At 46.2% G+C, this 18,199-nt stretch carries 18 protein-coding genes; 12 read left to right on the top strand and 6 right to left on the bottom strand.

Annotated elements, in window-relative coordinates; translation table 11 throughout:
• The first annotated feature begins 161 nt into the window (after nucleotides 1-161).
• Nucleotides 162-836, top strand: a complete 675-nt coding sequence (locus R7P67_RS01485; RefSeq protein WP_318085857.1) for a fructose-6-phosphate aldolase — start codon at nucleotides 162-164, stop codon at nucleotides 834-836.
• Nucleotides 837-1,074: 238 nt separating this feature from the next.
• Here R7P67_RS01485 and R7P67_RS01480 read toward each other — a convergent pair whose 3' ends face one another.
• From R7P67_RS01480 to R7P67_RS01465, 4 genes are all read right to left on the bottom strand, one after another.
• On the bottom strand, nucleotides 1,075-1,503 hold the full coding sequence (locus R7P67_RS01480) for a DUF2809 domain-containing protein (RefSeq protein ID WP_053303880.1): 429 nt from the start codon (nucleotides 1,501-1,503) through the stop codon (nucleotides 1,075-1,077).
• A complete protein-coding gene (creD, locus tag R7P67_RS01475; RefSeq protein ID WP_137283014.1) occupies nucleotides 1,490-2,830 on the bottom strand; it encodes a cell envelope integrity protein CreD in 1,341 nt (446 codons plus the stop codon). The genes R7P67_RS01480 and creD overlap by 14 nt, the downstream gene beginning before the upstream one ends.
• A 75-nt stretch (nucleotides 2,831-2,905) precedes the next feature.
• Nucleotides 2,906-4,348, bottom strand: a complete 1,443-nt coding sequence (gene creC, locus R7P67_RS01470; RefSeq protein ID WP_137283156.1) for a two-component system sensor histidine kinase CreC — start codon at nucleotides 4,346-4,348, stop codon at nucleotides 2,906-2,908.
• Nucleotides 4,348-5,058 (bottom strand): response regulator, encoded by a 711-nt coding sequence (locus R7P67_RS01465; RefSeq protein WP_053307945.1) that lies wholly within the window; start codon nucleotides 5,056-5,058, stop codon nucleotides 4,348-4,350. The genes creC and R7P67_RS01465 overlap by 1 nt, the downstream gene beginning before the upstream one ends.
• A gap of 259 nt (nucleotides 5,059-5,317) precedes the next feature.
• On the opposite strand from R7P67_RS01465, the gene R7P67_RS01460 reads away from it, so the two are divergent.
• The gene (locus tag R7P67_RS01460; RefSeq protein WP_064369607.1) at nucleotides 5,318-5,830 is read left to right on the top strand and encodes a DUF2799 domain-containing protein; all 513 of its coding nucleotides are present in this window, start codon (nucleotides 5,318-5,320) and stop codon (nucleotides 5,828-5,830) included.
• Nucleotides 5,831-5,864: 34 nt separating this feature from the next.
• Here the strand turns inward: R7P67_RS01460 and R7P67_RS01455 are convergent, their stop codons facing one another.
• Complete coding sequence (locus tag R7P67_RS01455) at nucleotides 5,865-6,323, bottom strand: GNAT family N-acetyltransferase (protein ID WP_154204025.1); 459 nt, start codon at nucleotides 6,321-6,323, stop codon at nucleotides 5,865-5,867.
• A gap of 24 nt (nucleotides 6,324-6,347) precedes the next feature.
• Nucleotides 6,348-6,818 (bottom strand): GNAT family N-acetyltransferase, encoded by a 471-nt coding sequence (locus R7P67_RS01450; protein ID WP_154204026.1) that lies wholly within the window; start codon nucleotides 6,816-6,818, stop codon nucleotides 6,348-6,350.
• Between the two features lie 132 nt (nucleotides 6,819-6,950).
• On the opposite strand from R7P67_RS01450, the gene R7P67_RS01445 reads away from it, so the two are divergent.
• The 10 genes from R7P67_RS01445 (at nucleotide 6,951) to R7P67_RS01400 (ending at nucleotide 18,150) form a co-directional block, all read left to right on the top strand.
• Entirely contained in the window at nucleotides 6,951-8,141 is a 1,191-nt protein-coding gene (locus R7P67_RS01445; RefSeq protein ID WP_005386919.1) for an MFS transporter, read from the top strand.
• Complete coding sequence (gene yidZ, locus R7P67_RS01440; protein ID WP_047102388.1) at nucleotides 8,116-9,084, top strand: HTH-type transcriptional regulator YidZ; 969 nt, start codon at nucleotides 8,116-8,118, stop codon at nucleotides 9,082-9,084. Before R7P67_RS01445 ends, yidZ begins: the two co-directional genes overlap by 26 nt.
• A 141-nt stretch (nucleotides 9,085-9,225) precedes the next feature.
• Entirely contained in the window at nucleotides 9,226-10,095 is an 870-nt protein-coding gene (locus R7P67_RS01435; RefSeq protein WP_047102389.1) for a DMT family transporter, read from the top strand.
• Between the two features lie 388 nt (nucleotides 10,096-10,483).
• Nucleotides 10,484-12,658, top strand: coding sequence for an FUSC family protein (locus R7P67_RS01430; protein ID WP_318085856.1), 2,175 nt, complete (start codon nucleotides 10,484-10,486; stop codon nucleotides 12,656-12,658).
• 10 nt (nucleotides 12,659-12,668) lie between these two features.
• The gene (locus R7P67_RS01425) at nucleotides 12,669-14,312 is read left to right on the top strand and encodes a TolC family protein (RefSeq protein ID WP_318085855.1); all 1,644 of its coding nucleotides are present in this window, start codon (nucleotides 12,669-12,671) and stop codon (nucleotides 14,310-14,312) included.
• Nucleotides 14,312-14,515: a DUF1656 domain-containing protein gene (locus R7P67_RS01420; RefSeq protein WP_005374946.1), complete on the top strand. Its 204-nt coding sequence runs from the start codon at nucleotides 14,312-14,314 to the stop codon at nucleotides 14,513-14,515. Before R7P67_RS01425 ends, R7P67_RS01420 begins: the two co-directional genes overlap by 1 nt.
• A 12-nt stretch (nucleotides 14,516-14,527) precedes the next feature.
• Nucleotides 14,528-15,418 carry an HlyD family secretion protein gene (locus tag R7P67_RS01415; protein WP_047102391.1) on the top strand — a complete coding sequence of 297 codons (891 nt, stop codon included), beginning with the start codon at nucleotides 14,528-14,530 and terminating at the stop codon, nucleotides 15,416-15,418.
• A gap of 16 nt (nucleotides 15,419-15,434) precedes the next feature.
• Nucleotides 15,435-16,121 (top strand): potassium channel family protein, encoded by a 687-nt coding sequence (locus tag R7P67_RS01410; protein WP_198556848.1) that lies wholly within the window; start codon nucleotides 15,435-15,437, stop codon nucleotides 16,119-16,121.
• Nucleotides 16,114-17,262, top strand: a complete 1,149-nt coding sequence (locus tag R7P67_RS01405; RefSeq protein ID WP_005386936.1) for an AI-2E family transporter — start codon at nucleotides 16,114-16,116, stop codon at nucleotides 17,260-17,262. The genes R7P67_RS01410 and R7P67_RS01405 overlap by 8 nt, the downstream gene beginning before the upstream one ends.
• A gap of 216 nt (nucleotides 17,263-17,478) precedes the next feature.
• On the top strand, nucleotides 17,479-18,150 hold the full coding sequence (locus R7P67_RS01400) for a DUF2057 domain-containing protein (RefSeq protein WP_017634411.1): 672 nt from the start codon (nucleotides 17,479-17,481) through the stop codon (nucleotides 18,148-18,150).
• Nucleotides 18,151-18,199 lie beyond the last annotated feature (49 nt).

Here is an 18,199-nt window from a genome sequence, read left to right as displayed (position 1 = left end):
AAGCTTCATTTGAGCGTTTACAAGTTTCACTTAGCCTTCATTTAATGAAATTATTATAGTTTCAAATGAAATTTCAATTGATCAAAATCAAGATCTCGTTCGATTGTCAGATCTATAGTGATCCCATCATCAAAACGAAGATTTTGTTTAAGGTAGAAACCATGATTGAACTTTATTTAGATACTGCTGATGTGGCAGAAGTAAAACGCTTTAACCAGTGCCTACCGCTAAAAGGCGTGACGACAAACCCAAGCATTTTGGCGAAGTCAAAACAGGGACTGAATGAAACCCTAGCAGGCATGCAAGAAGCACTTGGCGGGACACCTCGCTTTCACGCTCAAGTAGTGAGTTCAACCGTCGAAGGCATGGTGGAAGAAGCACGCCAATTGAATGAATTGCCTTACGACATGGTGGTAAAAGTGCCAGCAACAGAAACAGGCTTAGCTGCAATTAAGCTAATGAAAAAAGAGGGAATTCAGGTTCTTGCTACCGCTATCTATTCAGCTCAACAAGGTTTCCTTGCAGCACTGTGCGGTGCAGACTACCTAGCACCTTACGTAAACCGCATTGATACGATGAACGGCAACGGTGTTGAAGTGGTCGCGGATCTTCAATTGTTGCTCGATCAAAACCAACTACCAGCGAAGATTTTGGCAGCCAGTTTCAAGAATACTCAACAAGCGATGGAGGTGATGAAACTGGGCATCGAAGCCATTACATTGCCAACTGATGTGGCGGCACAAATGTTCGCACATCCAGCAGTAAAACCGGCGGTTGAACAGTTCGATAAAGACTGGAAAGAGACGTTCGGCGAGAAGCTTTCATTTGAAAGCTAATTAAAAATAGCAGCTAGACTTCATAGTTAACAATAAAGGGAATCTTAACTCACCCTGTGCGCCGGTGAGTTAAGTTTCCCTTTTGTATTTCAGATAGAGAAGTAGCGCTACAGTAGTTCTCTATTGGTCAGTGACCAAAGGTACACGCGCTTTAGTAAACTGATTTTGATCCTTTTACGAATACCTCGTTTGGAATGGCGGAGTCGGTTTGGTAGCGCAATGGCTTTCATCTCGGTTTTCATTTCTTTTCCATCCACCAACACAGTAGACCCCCGATGCAGTAAGCCAGCAGATCTTTCCAATCAAATGTGGCGCCCAAAATCACAGCCAGAGGCGATGAAGATTCGATACCAAGCCAAACCGCGACCTGTAACAATTGCCCTAACTCAACAGCAAACGCAATCAACACCACCAGTGAAACCAGCCAGTTAACGGGCATGGAGAACAAGCTTGCAAGAAAGTAGTAGAGCCAAACCACAACGAGAACATCACCAACTGTCGGACGAATAAAGCTGTCTCGAACATAGAGCGCGATAACGACCAATGCGATAAAACACACCAAGCTTTTGAGTCCATTTTTTGCAGAAAATTGCAGGCGGATAGCAGACGTTTCTTCCACCATATTGCTTGGCTGCCCAGTGAGAATTGCTCGTTTAAACATCTTCATGATTCGCCTTTGCGCTTTCTTCCGCTTTCTTATTTCGTGCGTACCAGTCGATGTTGCGTGTAATAACCATAGTGAAGCTCAAAATCGCGAAACACAGCAATGTCCCCATAACCAATGCGTAGCTTTCTGCTTGTAGCAAGCCAAACAGTAATCCGTAGAGAGTGAGCAAACACGCTCCGAATACCGCGCCGTGCTTGGTGTTGCTCAACATACCGCTCACGTACACACTTAAAAGTCCCGTCGAGGCGATTGCCGACACCACATACGCCCAGTTAAAGCCGAGGTGTTCACTCATCGAAATCAACAACAGATAGAAAAGCGCTAAAGCCAGACCAATAAAGCCGTATTGCACTGGGTGAACCGGACGCGCTTGGAACAGCTCCAGTAAGAAGAAACTCGCAAATACTAATGTGATAACCAACAGTGAATAGTTCACAGCTCGGTGAGACTTCAAATAGTGATCAACGGGGTCAATCAAATCTACGCCCATTTGTCGCTGTTCAAGCTCGTGACAAGCGTGATTCGATGACAAACAGCTTTGGAACAGCTGCGCGATATTGGTTGAGAAGTTGTTGCTCGCCCATTGCGCGTTAAATCCATCTTCAGATACTTCTGATGACACCGGTAAGTAATCACCGATAAAGCTTGGATGCGCCCATGTTGAAGAGAGCTCCACTGTTGTTTGACTGCCAATTGGTGTGACTTGAAGCTGTCCCATCCCTTGTAGCAAGAAGTTAAGATCGAATACCAAAGGTTTTGCTGGGTTTAGGTCTGCAAGTGTCAGATCACTGTGGAAGCCTTGTGGTAACTGATTTAACCCCGTTCCCGGTGCGACTTCGATATCAGAGCTCGCCATGGTCATGTCATCCAAACGAATCAATCCACGGCTGTCTTCAATGCCAACGACTAGGCTCATGTTGTCAATATCAAGCCCCTGCAACGCCGCGAGTTCGTCTGCATCAAAAGTGCCTTTCAGTGCCACTTGTGCTTTGTATAAACGCGCGCGGTAAATGCCTCGGTACTTTTCAAAACTGTCCAGATTCGCGCTCATATCAAAAGTGCTAGGTAAAAGAAATTTACGACGCTCTTTAATCTGTACTTTGTCATCTCGGTAACTGGTTTCGGTGTAATTAACCATGATGAATGGACCAATGATGCGCTGTTCGCCGCTGCTGCTGCGTGCGATGTCGTTTCTGACTTCATCTTGGCGATATGAGCGTTCTGAGATCAGCCCTGTGACCATTGAAAGCGGGATTTGCAGTAAGACAAACAAAAACAGCACGAAGGCGAACTTCGTGCCGAGTTGGTTATTGAGGATCTTTTTCATGTTTCATTCTCCATTTGCTGATGGGAGTAATCTAAATCAGCAATTTGGAGAACGAATGGAGCTAATGTGGAGTTTCTATGGAGTTGGTAAAATCAGGGTCACTTTCACGCCAGCATCGACGTTTTCGACTTGCAACTGACCTTTGTGCAGCTTGATCACTTGCTCAACAAAATTCAGCCCGAGCCCAGTGCTCTTAACGCCATTTTCCCGAGCGAGGGAGTAGAAGCGTTCCGTCAAACGCGACATCGCGTAGTCGGGAATGTGAGGACCTGAATTGAAAATCGACAGGCACATTTTCTCTTTCGCGACCTCAGCTTTCCATTCAATGCATCCCTCCGAATCAACAAAATCCAGCGCATTGTCCATCAAGTTAAAAACGGCTTGTTTCAGTAAGAAGGCATCACCAAGCACGGCGAGATGGTCATCAATTTGGATGTTGGCAATCACCGACTTTGCACTCAAGCGCGCATCCGCCGATTCAACCACTTCATTGACCATTTGTTTTAGCGAGATAGCTTCGACTTGCTCTAGCTCGGGGCGCTTTTCAAGACGAGCAAGTTCGAGCAACTTATCAATCAATGACTGCATGCGGTCGCTTTCTCGCTCAATGTTGCCAGCAAAGCGCGTGACCTTTTCTGCAGGCAACGGCATTTGCAATATTTCACTCGCGCCTTTAATCGCTGATAACGGGCTTTTCAGCTCATGAGTCAGCGTCTGTACGTACTCTTCCACATATTGTTTACCATCGAGTTGATTGCGCATCTTCTCTAATGCGTCGCTTAGCGTGCCGTACTCATAAAAGATACGAAATGTCGGCTTAGAGACCTTTTCACCTTCACCCATTTTGGTCGCGTAGTCTTCTAGCTTGTTCAGTGCTGAGTGAATTCGCCAAGCAAACAATGCCCCTGCCAATAGCACTAAACCACTCATCCACACCATCCAAAACAGCACATTGCGTTTAGAAAGATCGATGAAGGGTTGTACTGAGCGATTGGATTTTGCCACCGTCACGCTGCCAATGATTTCACCTTTGTGGTAAATGGGCGCAGCCACGTGCATAACGGTTGAGAGCGGATCTTTCGGGTCTTCGATGGTACTGCGCGCGCCGTATTGACCACGCAACGTGAGATATACATCGTTCCATTGCGAGTAGTCTTTGCCTACGTCTTGCTGCCAAGAATCCGCAATCACAATGCCTTGTTTATCGGTAATGTAAATTCGATGGTTAATCGCTTTTTTGCCAATTTCCCAAATGCGCGCTTGAGGCTCTCGCTGCCCATAAGCCGCTAGTAGTTTGGAGAAGCGACTCTCAGACAACTTTCCGTTTGCAACGTCTTCTTCCGCCAATACCGCAAGCAAGTTCGCCATATCCACCAGCGTCTCTTCGGTGGTTTGGCGCACGGTTGGCTTAAGTTCTTGGACGACCGTTTTGCTCACCATGTAAGCCGTCATTCCGACTAAGATGAAGTAGAGAAAAAACAGTCTGAGTCCAAGAGGGATCTTCGGCCAGCGATTCATCATTCACCTTTAATGCAGTAAAAGTAACCAAAGCCACGCTTGGTACAGATGCGTTCAGACATCTCAAACGGCTTCAACTTATGGCGAATGGCTTTGATGTGGGTATCAATATTGCGCTCGTACGCAGCTTCCGGCGCCATGTCAGCAGCGACCATAAGTTGCTCTCGGCTCAATACATTGGAAGAGACAGAAATCAGTTTATCGAGAATCTTAAATTCGACCGCAGTTAACCCAAGCATTTGCCCGCCAACACCGTAGTCGAAGTTCTGCGCAACTAAATCATGGTTCAAATGAGGTTGTTCTGGAACAGCTACAGGCTCTGGTTTGTCCTCCATCATTGGCGCTTTAGCTTTGATTCGAAGTTTAATGCGAGCCAACATTTCGCGCGGGCTAAATGGCTTAGTCACGTAATCATCCGCGCCAATTTCCAAACCGACTACGCGATCAATTTCATCGCTTCTTGCGGTGAGAAAGATTATGGGAATATCAGAAAACTCACGGATGGTTTTGCATAATTCAAAACCATTGCCATCCGGTAAGCCTACGTCTAAGACAAGTAACGCTGCGGAGTTGTGCTGCAAAAAAGCTAAGCCCTCTCCTGCTGTTGTAAACCACTCTGCGTGGTAGCCATCCATCTCTAATACATGAATCAGGTTCTCTGCGATAGCAGATTCATCCTCGATAATAAGGACGGTGGGTTGTTCGCTCAATGTCTTAGCCTCATTGACGGTGTTTATCTTTATGTTGGTATTATCACTTAATTTGGGGCCAAGGCTAGTGGATTGATGCAGCAAAGGCGCAGTTCGTGGATAATACTAATCAAACACACTTCTATTCAGCATAATAAATTTATCACTTAGATTAATGAGTCACCACAATTGTGAATACAATGATTTCAACCATTGATATGAACAGTGTTCATTTTAAACTCAAGTTATCAATTCGATTTTATTTAAAGGACAGTCACTGATGAAAAGAGCGCTAATCCCCCTGGCTTTACTGACTTTGCTCTCAGGTTGCGCCAGCATGTCTCCGGATGAGTGCAAAACGGCAAACTGGTACAAGGTAGGTTATCAAGATGGCCGAGACGGCAACGATCCAAACATTATCAATAGCTATACCGAAGACTGTGGTGAAGCGGGTGTGACACCCGACCGAGCGAAATGGAAAGAAGGCTTTGATAAAGGCACTATCCAATATTGCTCACCAGACAATGGGTACACTGTCGGTATCGAAGGCAAAGAATATTACGGTGTATGCAGCAGCAAAGAGTTTATTGAGAACTACCAGTTAGGTCATCAAGAATATCAACGCCAGCAACGCATCCAACAAATCGATACTGAAATCTCGGTCATCGATAATCAGCTTGATGGCAATCCAGACAAAGATAATGCCAAGAGACTGAAAGAGAAGAGAAAGCGATTGGCTGACGAGCGTTCAAGCCTCTTGTCGCCAACCATCAACTTGAATCTGAATTTCTAAATCGATTGGATTTAGCTTCTAAAAATTCATGGCCCTAGCTCAGTTCTAGGGTCATGAATTGACTGTTCGGATCGAGTTCGTAATCCCCGAACGGCTCGCAGTACACAAAGCCATGCTTTTCATACAACAGGCGCGCTGGTTTAAAAAACTCCATCGAGCCCGTTTCTAAACTCAAGCGCTGCAAACCTTTTTGCTTCGCTTGCTCAATCACATGAATCAATAATTGAGATGCCACACCTTGGTTTCTTGCCGTAGGCGTGGTGCGCATGGATTTCAGCTCCGCGTGTTGGTCATCCAACTCTTTAATCGCCGCACACCCAAGCAGTTGCTCACCTTTCCATCCGGTCCAAAATGTCACTTCTGGCGCTTTGAGCTTATCTAAATCTAACGCATGCACGCTTTCTGGTGGCGATGTAGCGTGCATGTCCTGTAAATGTCCTTCCAACATCGCAATCACTTGCGGCCGTTCTAAATTGTCGATTTCAATTCTCATATATCCATCCTTGGTTTTTCATAGCTAAAGCGGCTGTCTCATAATGTGCTGCGGTCCAACTGGGCCGCCGTGGTAAAGCTCATTGGTATCTTCAAACCCTGATTTTAAATAGCACTGATAAGCGGGTATGTTGCGGCAATTCACAGTGAGATAAAGCGCATCAAACTCGGGATAATGGCGTTTGGCGAAATCGGCAAACTGTTGAATGGCTTGCTTGGCGATGCCTTTGCCTTGATGACGGTGATCCACCAGCAAAGCACGTACGCCTAAACTGTTTTTCGGGCAAAAATCGTATTTCTCGCTGTAAGCAGCATCAAATAGAAAAAAGCCAACCACGTCATCGTCCGCCAGAATCAGATGCGGAAGCTCTGCGGGTTCAAGACGTGTAAGCATTTCACCCACATCCGCGACCGTAAACTGCGATTGCTCTTCTAGCACGCTAAGTTCGCAAGTGTGTTCATGTCGCTCAGGCGAATACTTTTCAATAGTAATCATAATCTTCCTTGTTGTTTTTATGCTCAATTCATACAGGGTATGTCGTAAATAGAAATACCTAGTGTCGTATTTCCCACTCGCAGGCAAACGTTTAGCACTCTATTATCCTCGCCATTCGATAGAGAGGTTTCCATGTCCCGTTTTTTACTTTGTAGTTTTGCACTCGTTTTACTCTACCCTACTGCCATTGATTTGTATCTTGTTGGTTTGCCTCAAATTGCGTCAGATCTCAACGCCAGTGAATCTCAGTTGCATATTGCGTTTTCGATCTATTTAGCTGGCATGGCTACCACCATGTTATTCGCGGGGAAAATTGCAGACTCTGTGGGACGAAAGCCTGTTGCCGTCGTCGGCGCGATGATCTTCGTGCTCGCGTCTTTTCTCGGCGGAATGGCTGAACAACCAAACGCTTTCTTGATTGCTCGCTTTTGCCAAGGCATCGGTGCTGGATCTTGCTATGTCGTCGCGTTCGCGATTTTACGCGACACGTTAGACGATGAACGCCGCGCGAAAGTATTGTCGATGCTCAATGGCATCACCTGTATCATTCCAGTGATCGCACCCGTGATTGGTCACTTGATTATGCTGAAATTTCCTTGGCCGAGTTTGTTTACCACGATGGCAGGAATGGGCATTCTCGTCAGTGTATTGGCCATTTTTGTTCTCAAGGAATCACTACCCAGCCAACAATGTGAAGAACAGACAACGCCAGAGAGCCATCAAGAGACTTTCTTCGAGCGATTTTTTATCAGTAGGCTGATCATTACTGCACTTGGAGTGACCACCATCCTGACCTTTGTTAACGCTTCACCAATTGTTGTGATGAGTATGCTTGGTTTTGATCGCGGTGGCTATTCTTCCATCATGGCGGGGACTGCGACGATCAGTATGTTGATTTCGTTCTCGGCGCCATTGGCATTGGGGATTTTCAAGCAGCGAACCTTAATGATGAGCTCTCAAGGATTGCTCGTTTGTTCAGCCATCGTGCTCAGTGCAGCCCATTTCCATGATGGACAACCTTTTTACTATGTGTTCGGACTTGGGCTGATTTGCGCAGGCTTCGCTTGTGGCTTTGGCGTGGCCATGAGCCAAGCGCTCAGCCCATTCTCTCAACAAGCTGGCGTGGCAAGCTCGTTACTGGGCATTGCTCAAGTTTGTAGTTCCGCGTTCTATATTTGGTTTATGGGTTTCATCGGCGTTACTGCACTGAATATGTTGGTGTTTATCTTAGTGCTAGGTAGCGTAATCAGCCTTGCTCTAATACTATTGATTCCAAAGCCTGTTCACGATACCCATTATGAAGAAATCCCTAGCGCGACTTGATTTAAACTTACTGTTCACTCTGCAATTATTGTTGCAAGAGCAAAGCGTCTCGAAAGCCTCGAAAAAGCTGAACGTTACGCCCTCTACCGTAAGTAAGTCGCTCAACAAACTTCGTCATTGGTTCGATGATCCTTTGTTTGTCAAAACACCTAAAGGTCTTGCGCCAACGCCCTTGGCGCAAAGCATGGAGCAAGATCTTGCAGAATGGCTGCAAATTGGCTGCCAGATTGCAGAAAAACGCAGCGATATTACGCCTAAAGGAGTGCGTTTTGATATCACGATTGAGTCGCCATTAGTGCTCACAATGCTGGACAGACTCATCGTCGCTATCCACCAGCGATACCCTGAAGCGAAAGTAAAAACCAGTAACTGGGATTACGACTCACTCGACGCCATCATTCGAGGCGAGGCGGATATCGGTTTTACCGGCCGAGAAAGCCACCCTAGATCGAAAGAGTCGTTGGATCTTCTGCCTTATTTCTTGGATTTTGAGATTCTATTTTATGACCTGCCGATGGTGTATTTACATAAAGATCATCCGGCATTACAGCAAGAGTGGAATCTCGAGACCTTTCTGAGCTACCAACACATCAATATTGTTTGGGAAAAAAGTGAAACTTGGGCGTTGGATGAAGTATTAACGGAACTAGGGCTACAGCGCTCTATCGGGCTGACGATGTCCAACTTTGAGCAATCTCTTTTTATGGCAGCGCAGCCGACGCATGACATGATCACCACCGCGCCGCACTATTGCAAAAGTTACACAGAAAAGCTGCATCTCGATTTGGTGTGCTTGCCAATTCCATTAGACCAAGCTCAACAAGACAAGTTACTGATTCCATTTACCATGATTTGGCATAAACGCAATGCGTACAATCCCAAATTGCTATGGTTGAAAAACACCATTAAGTCATTGTACAAACAACCTTCCCAACCACAGTAAGACTCAGGCTAAGGTCAGGTTTTCTCTGGTTATTTTTAATGACTTTCTTGCTCTGATAGCTATAACTAATCACTTTATCAACTAATAAAAATGTTCTTTTGGATCTACACTAGCTGTTCATTTACACGCTAAGGATCAAGGATGTCGACCTTTTTACTCACTGCCATTGCAATGCTGGCGTTCGCTGCCAATTCATTATTGTGTCGAATTGCCTTGGCAGAAGGGTTAATTGATGCAGGAAGCTTCACGCTCGTTCGATTGATATCTGGCGCGATTACCTTAATCGCAATGCTTGTCGTGAGAGGCCAGTGGAAAACCGATCGGCCAACTTCTCGCTTTCGCTTTTTTGCTGGCGTGGCGTTATTTGGTTACGCTGCCCTTTTCTCTTTCGCGTACTTACAACTGGCGACAGGAACCGGTGCTTTGCTTTTGTTTGGTGCCGTGCAACTGACGTTACTGGCAATCTATTGGTGGCAAGGTGAGCGCTTTCAGTTTCTCGAAATCATCGGTATCGGCCTTTCGATTGTTGGCTTTGTTTGGTTAATGTTGCCATCTGCCACTCGCCCCGATATCAGTTCTGCACTTCTCATGTTGATTTCTGGCGTTTGCTGGGCTGCGTTTACTGCGCTCGGCAAACAAGCGCCTTCTCCAAGTAGTGGCATCACGTGGGGATTCATCGCTGCATCTATAATTGGCATACTCCTATCACCATTGATGCTGTCCTCAATCCACCTTTCTTTGAGCGGAGTGTTGCTCGCTATCGCATCTGGTGCCATTGCCTCTGGCCTTGGTTATACGCTTTGGTACCAAGTCGTACTTAAGCTCTCTTTGCTTCAAGCCGCCGCCAGCCAACTTTCCGTGCCAGCCATTGCTTTGCTACTCGGCAGCATCGTACTCCACGAGCCTCTTTCACTGCATATTCTTTTAACCAGCGGCATCATTCTTGGTGGGATCGCTTTGGTTTTTTTATCTCGATCCAAAAAAACAAACGAACAATCGGCAAGCCGATAAAAAGTAATAACTTTCCCTCTCAAGTACCCATTCATCATCTATGCTTTTTAAAGCATTAAAGCTCATTGCAGATGGTACAAGTGGTCTGCTTTGGTACCAGGCGAAGAATATAAGGTGAGAATTGGCTCACACAATGCAGCGATTTTGTTTCAAAAGTGAGAATCATCACAGATCGCGAATTTGCTCGTTTTAGGCGTTTCACCAATAACGCCAAGGGCTAGCACGAGATCAAGCCAAATACGCACTTTTTGTTTTGACAAAGGGTTTACAAAGCACACTTTTTCACCCGCTATATTCCGCCCCCCGAATTTATTCAGAACAAGATTCTGATTATTCATATAAGAAATTCATCAACTTATAACGATAAGCCTGAGCAAACTTTGACACTATGAACGACAAAATAAAATTCGCTATTAAAGTATCGCTTAGCCTAACTCTGGCTTATCTGATCCCGTATGCCATGGGTTGGCCGCAAGCATCGACGGCCGCAACCACAGTGATGCTGATTGCATCCACAGGCAGTCGTCGTGAATCCCTCGCCAAAGGTACCTTACGCGTGTTAGGTACATTGGTTGGTGCCGTGGTTGGCTTGTTACTGGTGGGGTTGTTTGCTCAAGATCGCTTGCTGTACATGCTGAGCGTGTCGGTTGTGGTCTCTTTCATTTTTTACTTCCGTAATGCCTATCAAAAAGATCCTACGCTACTCATGCTGACCGGTGTGATGACACTGATGATGTCCAATGGCGGTGACGCAGAAGGTGCGTTTCTTTATGGCGTTGACCGCGCCTATATGACGGTGTTTGGGGTGGTGGTTTACACACTCGTGGGGACTTTCTTATTCCCGACCAAAACAGAACAAAACCTAAGACAGCTCATCGAACAACTCAACCAAGCACAACGCGCGTTGTTCACCGCTATCTTGCAAAATTTCGAGCAAAAATCGGCAGGGCAAATCTCTCCTCAAGAAGGCGGAGAAGAAAATCCAGAAGCTGAAGAGCCACAACCTAGCGTGGACACTCTCATCGAACAGATGTTTGCCGCCCAAAATGCGCTCGAACAGCGCTTTGCTACGGTCAGTGTGGAATGCAGTGACGTGTCGGCCTACATGAAAGAGTGGCGCTTGGCGCTTCATTTGAACAAGCAGGTAACGCAACAATTGACCGTCGCGGCGCACAGCCACTTTAGCCACCAGCAAGACCGTGAAAGCATCAGCAACTTTGATCAAGCCGTGGCGGAAATTGACGCGCTATTTGATACCTGCCAACAAGTCTGGGACGAAAAAGAGCCCGCTTATCGTGCTCAGGAATTCAAAGTCAAATACAACCAAGCGTTGCTAGAAAACGCAGCGCACCTAGAGAAAGGCTCTGCGCTTACGCTTGGTCACCTGTTGGAGCTGATGCATCAAAATTTGTCGCGTTTAGCGGAGAGCATTAGCTGTATTGACTCTGTGACGAACAATGTCTCCTTTGACGTGCCACTGCCGAAACCGAAAGGCAAGTTTCTATGGTGGGACGCAGAAAACTTTAAAACTGCGGTCAAAACCTTTGTCACTTATTGGGTTGCTGGACTGATTTGGATTTATTTCAATCCACCAGGCGGCTACTCGTTCGTGGTCTTCTCGACCATGTTTATGTCTTTGCTGTCGTTCGTACCTGTGCACCCGATATTGTTACTTGTGCTGTTCACTTTCGGCTTCTTGTTCGCGGTACCTTCTTACGTCTTCATTCTTCCGCAATTGGATCTCGGATTAGAACTTGGCCTGTTTATCTTTATCTACACCTTTATCGGCTTTTATCTGTTTAACGGGCCAGTGACGATTTTCTACATGGTGGGCTTGTTTGTTCTCGGTTTAGACAACAACATGTTCTATCACTTCGGGATCCTCATGACGATCATGCTGCTGTTCTACATGGTGGTGTTCATGATCATTTTCGCGCACTACTTCCCGTTTAGCTCACGACCAGAACACCTCTTTTTGACCATAAAAGAGCGCTATTTTAGGCACACTCGGGATCTGTTTGACTCCTATCAGAAGCAGTCCAGCTCGATTATTACGCCGCTCAAACGGGCCTTGCACTTGGTGACGCTCAACGTTTCATCGAAAAAGCTCAAGGTGTGGGGTTCGAAAATCAACCACAAACACTTTGACAAAACCACGCCAGAAGCGATTGGCGCGTTTAGCAAAGCGTGTGATGTACTCAGTAATCACATCAACATCTTAATGGCCGCCGAGAAAAAGTTGATGACCAATCCGCTGATTACTCAACTTCGCCAACAACACCGCGATTCCATCATTCCTTTGATGGCGGGCGCTTTAGCCAGCCACCAAGCAACACAAGAACTCGACTCCGTATTCGACCAATACAGTCAGGATTACCAAACATTCGAAGATAAACTGGAAGATTTTTTTAGTGAGTTGGATTTATCTGACTACGCTTATTCTGAGATAGCCGGTTTTTATATCTTGCTGAATTTAAAACGGAACGTGTTCGAAGCAATCAAGCATTGCAAGCAAACCTACGAGGATATCGATTGGGTGAACTTACAACAGAAGCGGTTTTAAAGGTGGGGATATGATGCTTCCAAAACTAACCAAACCAAGCCTCGCCATACTTTCCCTGCTCGGGCTCAGTGCGTGTACCACTGTGGGGCCAGACTATGTCCACCCACCGCAAACGCCATTGCCAAGCGATTGGTCGGTGCAAAAAGCCGCCAAAGATACGCAGCAATCCGAGCAACAATTACAACAGTGGTGGCAGCAATTTAATGACTCAACTCTTAATCAGCTGGTTGAGTTGGCGAGCAAACAAAACCTCGATTTAGAAGCCGCAGGGCTACGAATTGTCCAAGCACGTTCATTGCTTGGTATTTCGACTGGCTTGCAATACCCACAAGTTCAAACCGTGTCAGGAAACCTAGCGCGTGCCTACGTAAATGATCAGGGCGTGAATAACGCCACTTTGTCGTTTGATGCTGCTTGGGAAATGGATGTTTGGGGCAAGTATGCTCGCGGTATTGAGTCGGCAGAAGCGGGTTACTACGCATCCATCGCATCGTATCACGACATCATGGTCACTATAACCGCCGAAGTGGCGCGCAATTACATCAACTATCGCACATTCCAAGAACGTATTTTGCTGTCTCGCCGCAACATAGAGATTCAAGAGCGTGTCGTACGTATTACTCAGGTGCAGTTCGACTCTGGCAACGTTACAGAATTGGACGTTCAACAAGCTAAAAACCAACTCTACACCACCAAAGCAGCGTTACCGAGCCTCGAAGTGGCAATGAAGCAATCACGTACTGTGTTGGCTTTGCTACTGGGTCTGTTACCAGAAGAAGTAGATCGACTGCTACAGTCGGATGGGATGCACAAGCAAATCGCTGAGTACGAAGCCCAGTTCAAATCGACGGGCAGAAAATCGGCGCTATCGGGCACCGACGAGCGTTCCATTGTGCCACGTCCACCGCTTTTGGATACGCAAGTGGATGCTAACTTAGTGATGCGACGTCCGGATTTGCAAGTCTCTGAGATGCAAGCTCGCGCGCAAAGTGCGCAGATTGGCGTGGCAGAAACCGCTCTGTACCCAAGCTTTTCGTTGTTCGGTTCCATCGGTATCGACAGTACGGTTCCCGATGGCAGCAGTTTCAGTTTTAGCGATTCGCTCACCATGGTGGTTGGCCCAACGTTCAGTTGGAACATTTTCCAATACGGACGCGTGAAAAATAACATTCGTTTCGAAGATGCTCGCTTCCAAGAAACGCTGACGAACTACAACAAAAAGGTACTGCAAGCCGTTAATGAAGTCACCAATGCAATCGAAGCGTATGACCTGTATTTGCAACAAAAAGATTTACGCTTGCAATCGGTCAACTCTTCCATTCGTGCGTTCAACATATCCATGACACAGTACGAAAACGGACAAATTTCATTCGAACGTCTGCTTAACTCGGTAGAAAAAATGACCCGTGCGGAAGACAGCTACGCAACGATCAAAGGGAACGTGGCGAACCAAGTTGTTGCACTCTATAAAGCCCTCGGTGGAGGCTGGCAAACCCAAACAGGCAAACCCTTCCTCAGTGAATCTATTGCCAAGCAAATGACAGAACGAACTGACTGGGATGGTTATTTAAATGAAGAAAACCGCGTATTGCCGCCTTTGCGCCTCGAAACTCCGGCTGAGACCAGTGATGAAAACAAAACGGAGGATCTCTAATGCCTCATGAACTTTCTTGGGGAGACGTTTACTTTTCTCCCACGTTACTGGTGCTCTTTCTCGCCGTCACGGCCACGTGGATAACGGTGATGATATTGAACAAGACACGTTTGTCTCGCTTCATCGCTTTTCCGTCTCTGACGTTTATTGCCATCATGGTCGGTTATGTGGTGGCCATCGACAGCTTTTATATTCAATTTTAGGTGCCAAACAAGATGAAAAAACTATTCGTAATCGCACTCAATCTTGTCATTCTTGGTGGCGCAGCTTGGCTCGGCTATCAAAAGTTTGAGGAATACTTTAATAACCCATGGACACGAGATGGGCAAGTGCGTGCTAACGTCATCAAAGTGGCTCCTCGCGTATCAGGCCCAATTGTAAATGTCGCGGTGCAAGACAACCAAGAAGTAAAAACGGGGGATTTACTGTTTGAAATCGACCCTGCGACTTACCAGGTTGCGTTATCTCAAGCCGAAGTAGCACTGGAGCGCTCCATTGTTAGCTCTCGCGGTAAAAAAATCGAATATGACCGCTTAAAAGACATTCGTGCCAAAGACCGTGGCGCAGTTTCTCATAAGGATCTGATTCGTCGTGAAATCGCTTACGAAGAATCGCTACTGCAAATCAAATCTGCAGAAGAACAACTAAAATCAGCACGCCTTAACCTCAGCTTTACCAAAGTTTATGCGACCGTCGATGGTTTTGTATCTAACCTCGATATTAGAAACGGTACGCAAGCGGTCGCAAACCAACCACTGCTCGCACTGATCGACAAAAACAGCTTTTGGGTATTTGGTTTCTTCCGTGAAAACCAACTTGCGCAAATCGAACCTGGCAGCCAAGCGCGTGTCACTTTGATGTCTCACCCAGACACGCCAATTGACGCGACGGTTGACTCGATTGGTTGGGGTATTGCGCCCAAAGACGGCACGGTCGGCTACAACCTTCTTCCAAACGTAAACCCTGTTTTTCAGTGGATTCGCTTAGCACAACGTATTCCGGTGCGAATCTCCCTACAAGAACTTCCTGAAGATGTTGATCTTCGATTCGGGCTTTCTGCGTCCATCATGGTGATGAAAGAGTCATCCGCAGACAGTGAACAATAACTAAGTGAGAAGAGCCATGGTCATTGGTAAAAACCTCAAAAACATTAATGAAGAAAACAACTTCTTCTATCTAACCTTAGCGCTAGTGATTTTGTTGCTAGGGAGTGCGATGGCACAAGTAGTAGGTGAAGGGACGATTGAACACATACTTCAGGCTTTCACGGTTCTGACGTTTATCGTCTGTTTTGCGAGCCTTCGCTTTGACAAAACCTGGTCTCGTTTCCTCTACAGCCTGTTTGGTGTTTGGGTTCTTGTGATTGTGATCAAGACAGTTTTCGACATCAGAGAGATGAATGTGGTGATGCTTGCCCTCACCTTTGCGTTCTTTTTCGGCACTTTTAAATCCATCGCAAGACAGATTCTTTTCACCGGCCATGTCAACAGCAACAAAGTCATTGGCTCGGTAGCGCTTTTCTTGCTGCTTGGTCTGATGTGGGCGATTGCCTACCTCGTTCTGCTTGAGTTTTCGCCTGAAGCCTTTACCGGTATGGAAGCGATTTCTTGGGGGCAGAACTTCTCCAATGCAGCGTATTTCAGTTTCGTTACCTTAACCACGCTCGGTTATGGCGACATTAGTCCTCTAACACCACTGGCTCAAGTCGTGGTGTATTTAGAGGCCATCACAGGTGTTTTTTATATGGCGATTGTTGTTTCAAGTCTCGTCAGTTCTAACATTGATCATCAGGTAAACAAAAATGGATAAACAATCGGTAAAAATCGACAGTAAGCTTTTCATCAGTAATATGGTGGAATCGGCAATACGCATTGGCTTGATCTTTGTCTTGCTGATGTTTACGTACGACATCATCAAACCCTTCATCCTTCCGGTTATTTGGGGCGCTATTATAGCCGTCGCTTTAATGCCGCTTACCCAAAAATTGCAGCGTGTATATGGTGGTCGTAGAGGCTTGGCAGCCACAACCATTGCTTTACTTGGTATTGCCCTCCTTGTCACGCCACTTGTTATGGTATCAGGCTCCATTGTGGATGGTGCAACGCACGCGCTTGAAGTACTACAAAATGGACAAGTGAAAATACCAGGGCCAAAACCTTCCGTAGCGGATTGGCCTATCGTGGGTGATAAGCTCTACGAAGTGTGGACCCTATTCGCTACTAATCTTGAACAAGCTATTCAAACCTTTATGCCACAAATAAAGGCAGGACTCACATCTTTACTGGGTACACTGGGGGGCGTATTGGGAAGTTTACTGCTTTCAATCTTGTCACTTGCGATTGCAGCAGGTTTCATGACGTACTCTGAATCTGCAGCATCAGGCTTAAGAACCATCGCGATTCGAACCGCTGGTGAAAACGCAAAAAGCTGGACCACGCTTATCGCTGCGACAATTAAAAGCGTACTGCTTGGCGTAGTCGGTGTAGCGGCAATTCAAGCACTGTTGATCGGTGCTGGTTTCTTCGTATTTGGCGTTCCGGCAGCAGGTTTACTCACACTGCTTCTAATGATTTTATGTATCGCTCAGCTCCCGGCGTTGCTCGCAGTGCTACCTGTGATTGGCTTCATGTACATGACCCAAGACACCTCAACAGCAACCATGTTTACTGTTTGGGTCGTAGTTGCGGCTCTTTCTGAAAACCTGTTCAAACCAATGTTAATGGGACGTGGCGTCGACGTGCCAATGCCTGTGATTCTGCTCGGTGCCATCGGTGGTATGCTTTTCTACGGCATCGTTGGTCTGTTCTTAGGTGCCGTTATCCTAGCAATTTGGTATGAGTTATTTGTTTGGTGGTTGAGCATTGAGAAAGCACAACAGCAAGAAGAAATGGCAGAACAACAAGACGCTTCTGATGACCAATCAGAACCTGGACACGGTGCTGGCATTTAATAAATCAATAAGTTAGAAAGAAATTTAATCTATAACTTATGATATCAAACCGCTGCATTTCAGCGGTTTGATTCTATTTGGATCACAGTTTCGTCGTAATAAATGCGATAAAAATGACGTTCTTGTTAAATTTTCATACTTATTACACTTGGGAGTTGCAATCGGGCAATGAACGATGCACTCTCGATGACCACTAATTTGCTTAGGATAAAAACAATGAAATTGATCAAGCCTTTAACTTGTGCGCTTGCTCTCGCAATGAGTGGCATGGCATTCGCAGATGTAACCGTGAGTGTTCCTGACAACGTTTCAGTATTAGCGGCTAACGGTGAAAAAGCAGATCTTTCGGGTGGTTTTTTCGCCTCTGAAAGAACACTGACGTTACCTGATGGCCTTAACCAAGTCGTATTTCGTTTCGCCCCTTACTTCAACCAAGGTAATGACCGTTTAAGTGTTGAAAGCGATGTTATCGTTACACGATTTGACGCGACCAATGCCGAACTCACTCTACAAATGCCAGAATACCGCAACCTACGTGATGCGGAAGAGAAGATCAAAGACTTAGATTGGAAACTGGTTGATGATTCTGGCAACGCAATCGCGGTTGACCAGGACAAGTTGCTCAAACCGGGTATGCAAATCGGTCGTGATTACGTACGTGAAATCGAAGATTATAACCAAGCTGGCGGTGCAGCAGCCGTGGCTTTTGCTGGCGCAGCAACCATGCAGCCAGTCACGCTTCCTGCAAAGGTTCCTGCGGATATGAAGCAAGTGAGAGCAACTGCGGTTAAAGCGGATTCGACAGCTGAAGAGATGCTGCACTTCTGGTACCAAAAAGCAGACGCAGAAACCAAAGCTCGCTTTAAGAAATATGTTAATCAACAGTAAATCTGGTTAACTTTATCGATATTAAAAAAGCCACTTCACGTGGCTTTTT

It is taken from the genome of Vibrio sp. Vb0937 (assembly GCF_033338855.1).
The sequence above is the reverse complement of the archived record's forward strand: the minus strand, read 5'-3'. Positions and strand labels throughout refer to the sequence as shown.

Excerpts from the sequence above, each read along its gene's own strand:
- R7P67_RS01485 (WP_318085857.1), top strand. The coding sequence starts at position 162 with ATGATTGAACTTTATTTAGATACTGCTGATGTGGCAGAAGTAAAACGC.
- R7P67_RS01480 (WP_053303880.1), bottom strand. The coding sequence starts at position 1,503 with ATGAAGATGTTTAAACGAGCAATTCTCACTGGGCAGCCAAGCAATATG.
- creD (WP_137283014.1), bottom strand. The coding sequence starts at position 2,830 with ATGAAAAAGATCCTCAATAACCAACTCGGCACGAAGTTCGCCTTCGTG.
- creC (WP_137283156.1), bottom strand. The coding sequence starts at position 4,348 with ATGAATCGCTGGCCGAAGATCCCTCTTGGACTCAGACTGTTTTTTCTC.
- R7P67_RS01460 (WP_064369607.1), top strand. The coding sequence starts at position 5,318 with ATGAAAAGAGCGCTAATCCCCCTGGCTTTACTGACTTTGCTCTCAGGT.
- R7P67_RS01455 (WP_154204025.1), bottom strand. The coding sequence starts at position 6,323 with ATGAGAATTGAAATCGACAATTTAGAACGGCCGCAAGTGATTGCGATG.
- R7P67_RS01450 (WP_154204026.1), bottom strand. The coding sequence starts at position 6,818 with ATGATTACTATTGAAAAGTATTCGCCTGAGCGACATGAACACACTTGC.
- R7P67_RS01445 (WP_005386919.1), top strand. The coding sequence starts at position 6,951 with ATGTCCCGTTTTTTACTTTGTAGTTTTGCACTCGTTTTACTCTACCCT.
- yidZ (WP_047102388.1), top strand. The coding sequence starts at position 8,116 with ATGAAGAAATCCCTAGCGCGACTTGATTTAAACTTACTGTTCACTCTG.
- R7P67_RS01435 (WP_047102389.1), top strand. The coding sequence starts at position 9,226 with ATGTCGACCTTTTTACTCACTGCCATTGCAATGCTGGCGTTCGCTGCC.
- R7P67_RS01430 (WP_318085856.1), top strand. The coding sequence starts at position 10,484 with ATGAACGACAAAATAAAATTCGCTATTAAAGTATCGCTTAGCCTAACT.
- R7P67_RS01425 (WP_318085855.1), top strand. The coding sequence starts at position 12,669 with ATGATGCTTCCAAAACTAACCAAACCAAGCCTCGCCATACTTTCCCTG.
- R7P67_RS01420 (WP_005374946.1), top strand. The coding sequence starts at position 14,312 with ATGCCTCATGAACTTTCTTGGGGAGACGTTTACTTTTCTCCCACGTTA.
- R7P67_RS01415 (WP_047102391.1), top strand. The coding sequence starts at position 14,528 with ATGAAAAAACTATTCGTAATCGCACTCAATCTTGTCATTCTTGGTGGC.
- R7P67_RS01410 (WP_198556848.1), top strand. The coding sequence starts at position 15,435 with ATGGTCATTGGTAAAAACCTCAAAAACATTAATGAAGAAAACAACTTC.
- R7P67_RS01405 (WP_005386936.1), top strand. The coding sequence starts at position 16,114 with ATGGATAAACAATCGGTAAAAATCGACAGTAAGCTTTTCATCAGTAAT.
- R7P67_RS01400 (WP_017634411.1), top strand. The coding sequence starts at position 17,479 with ATGAAATTGATCAAGCCTTTAACTTGTGCGCTTGCTCTCGCAATGAGT.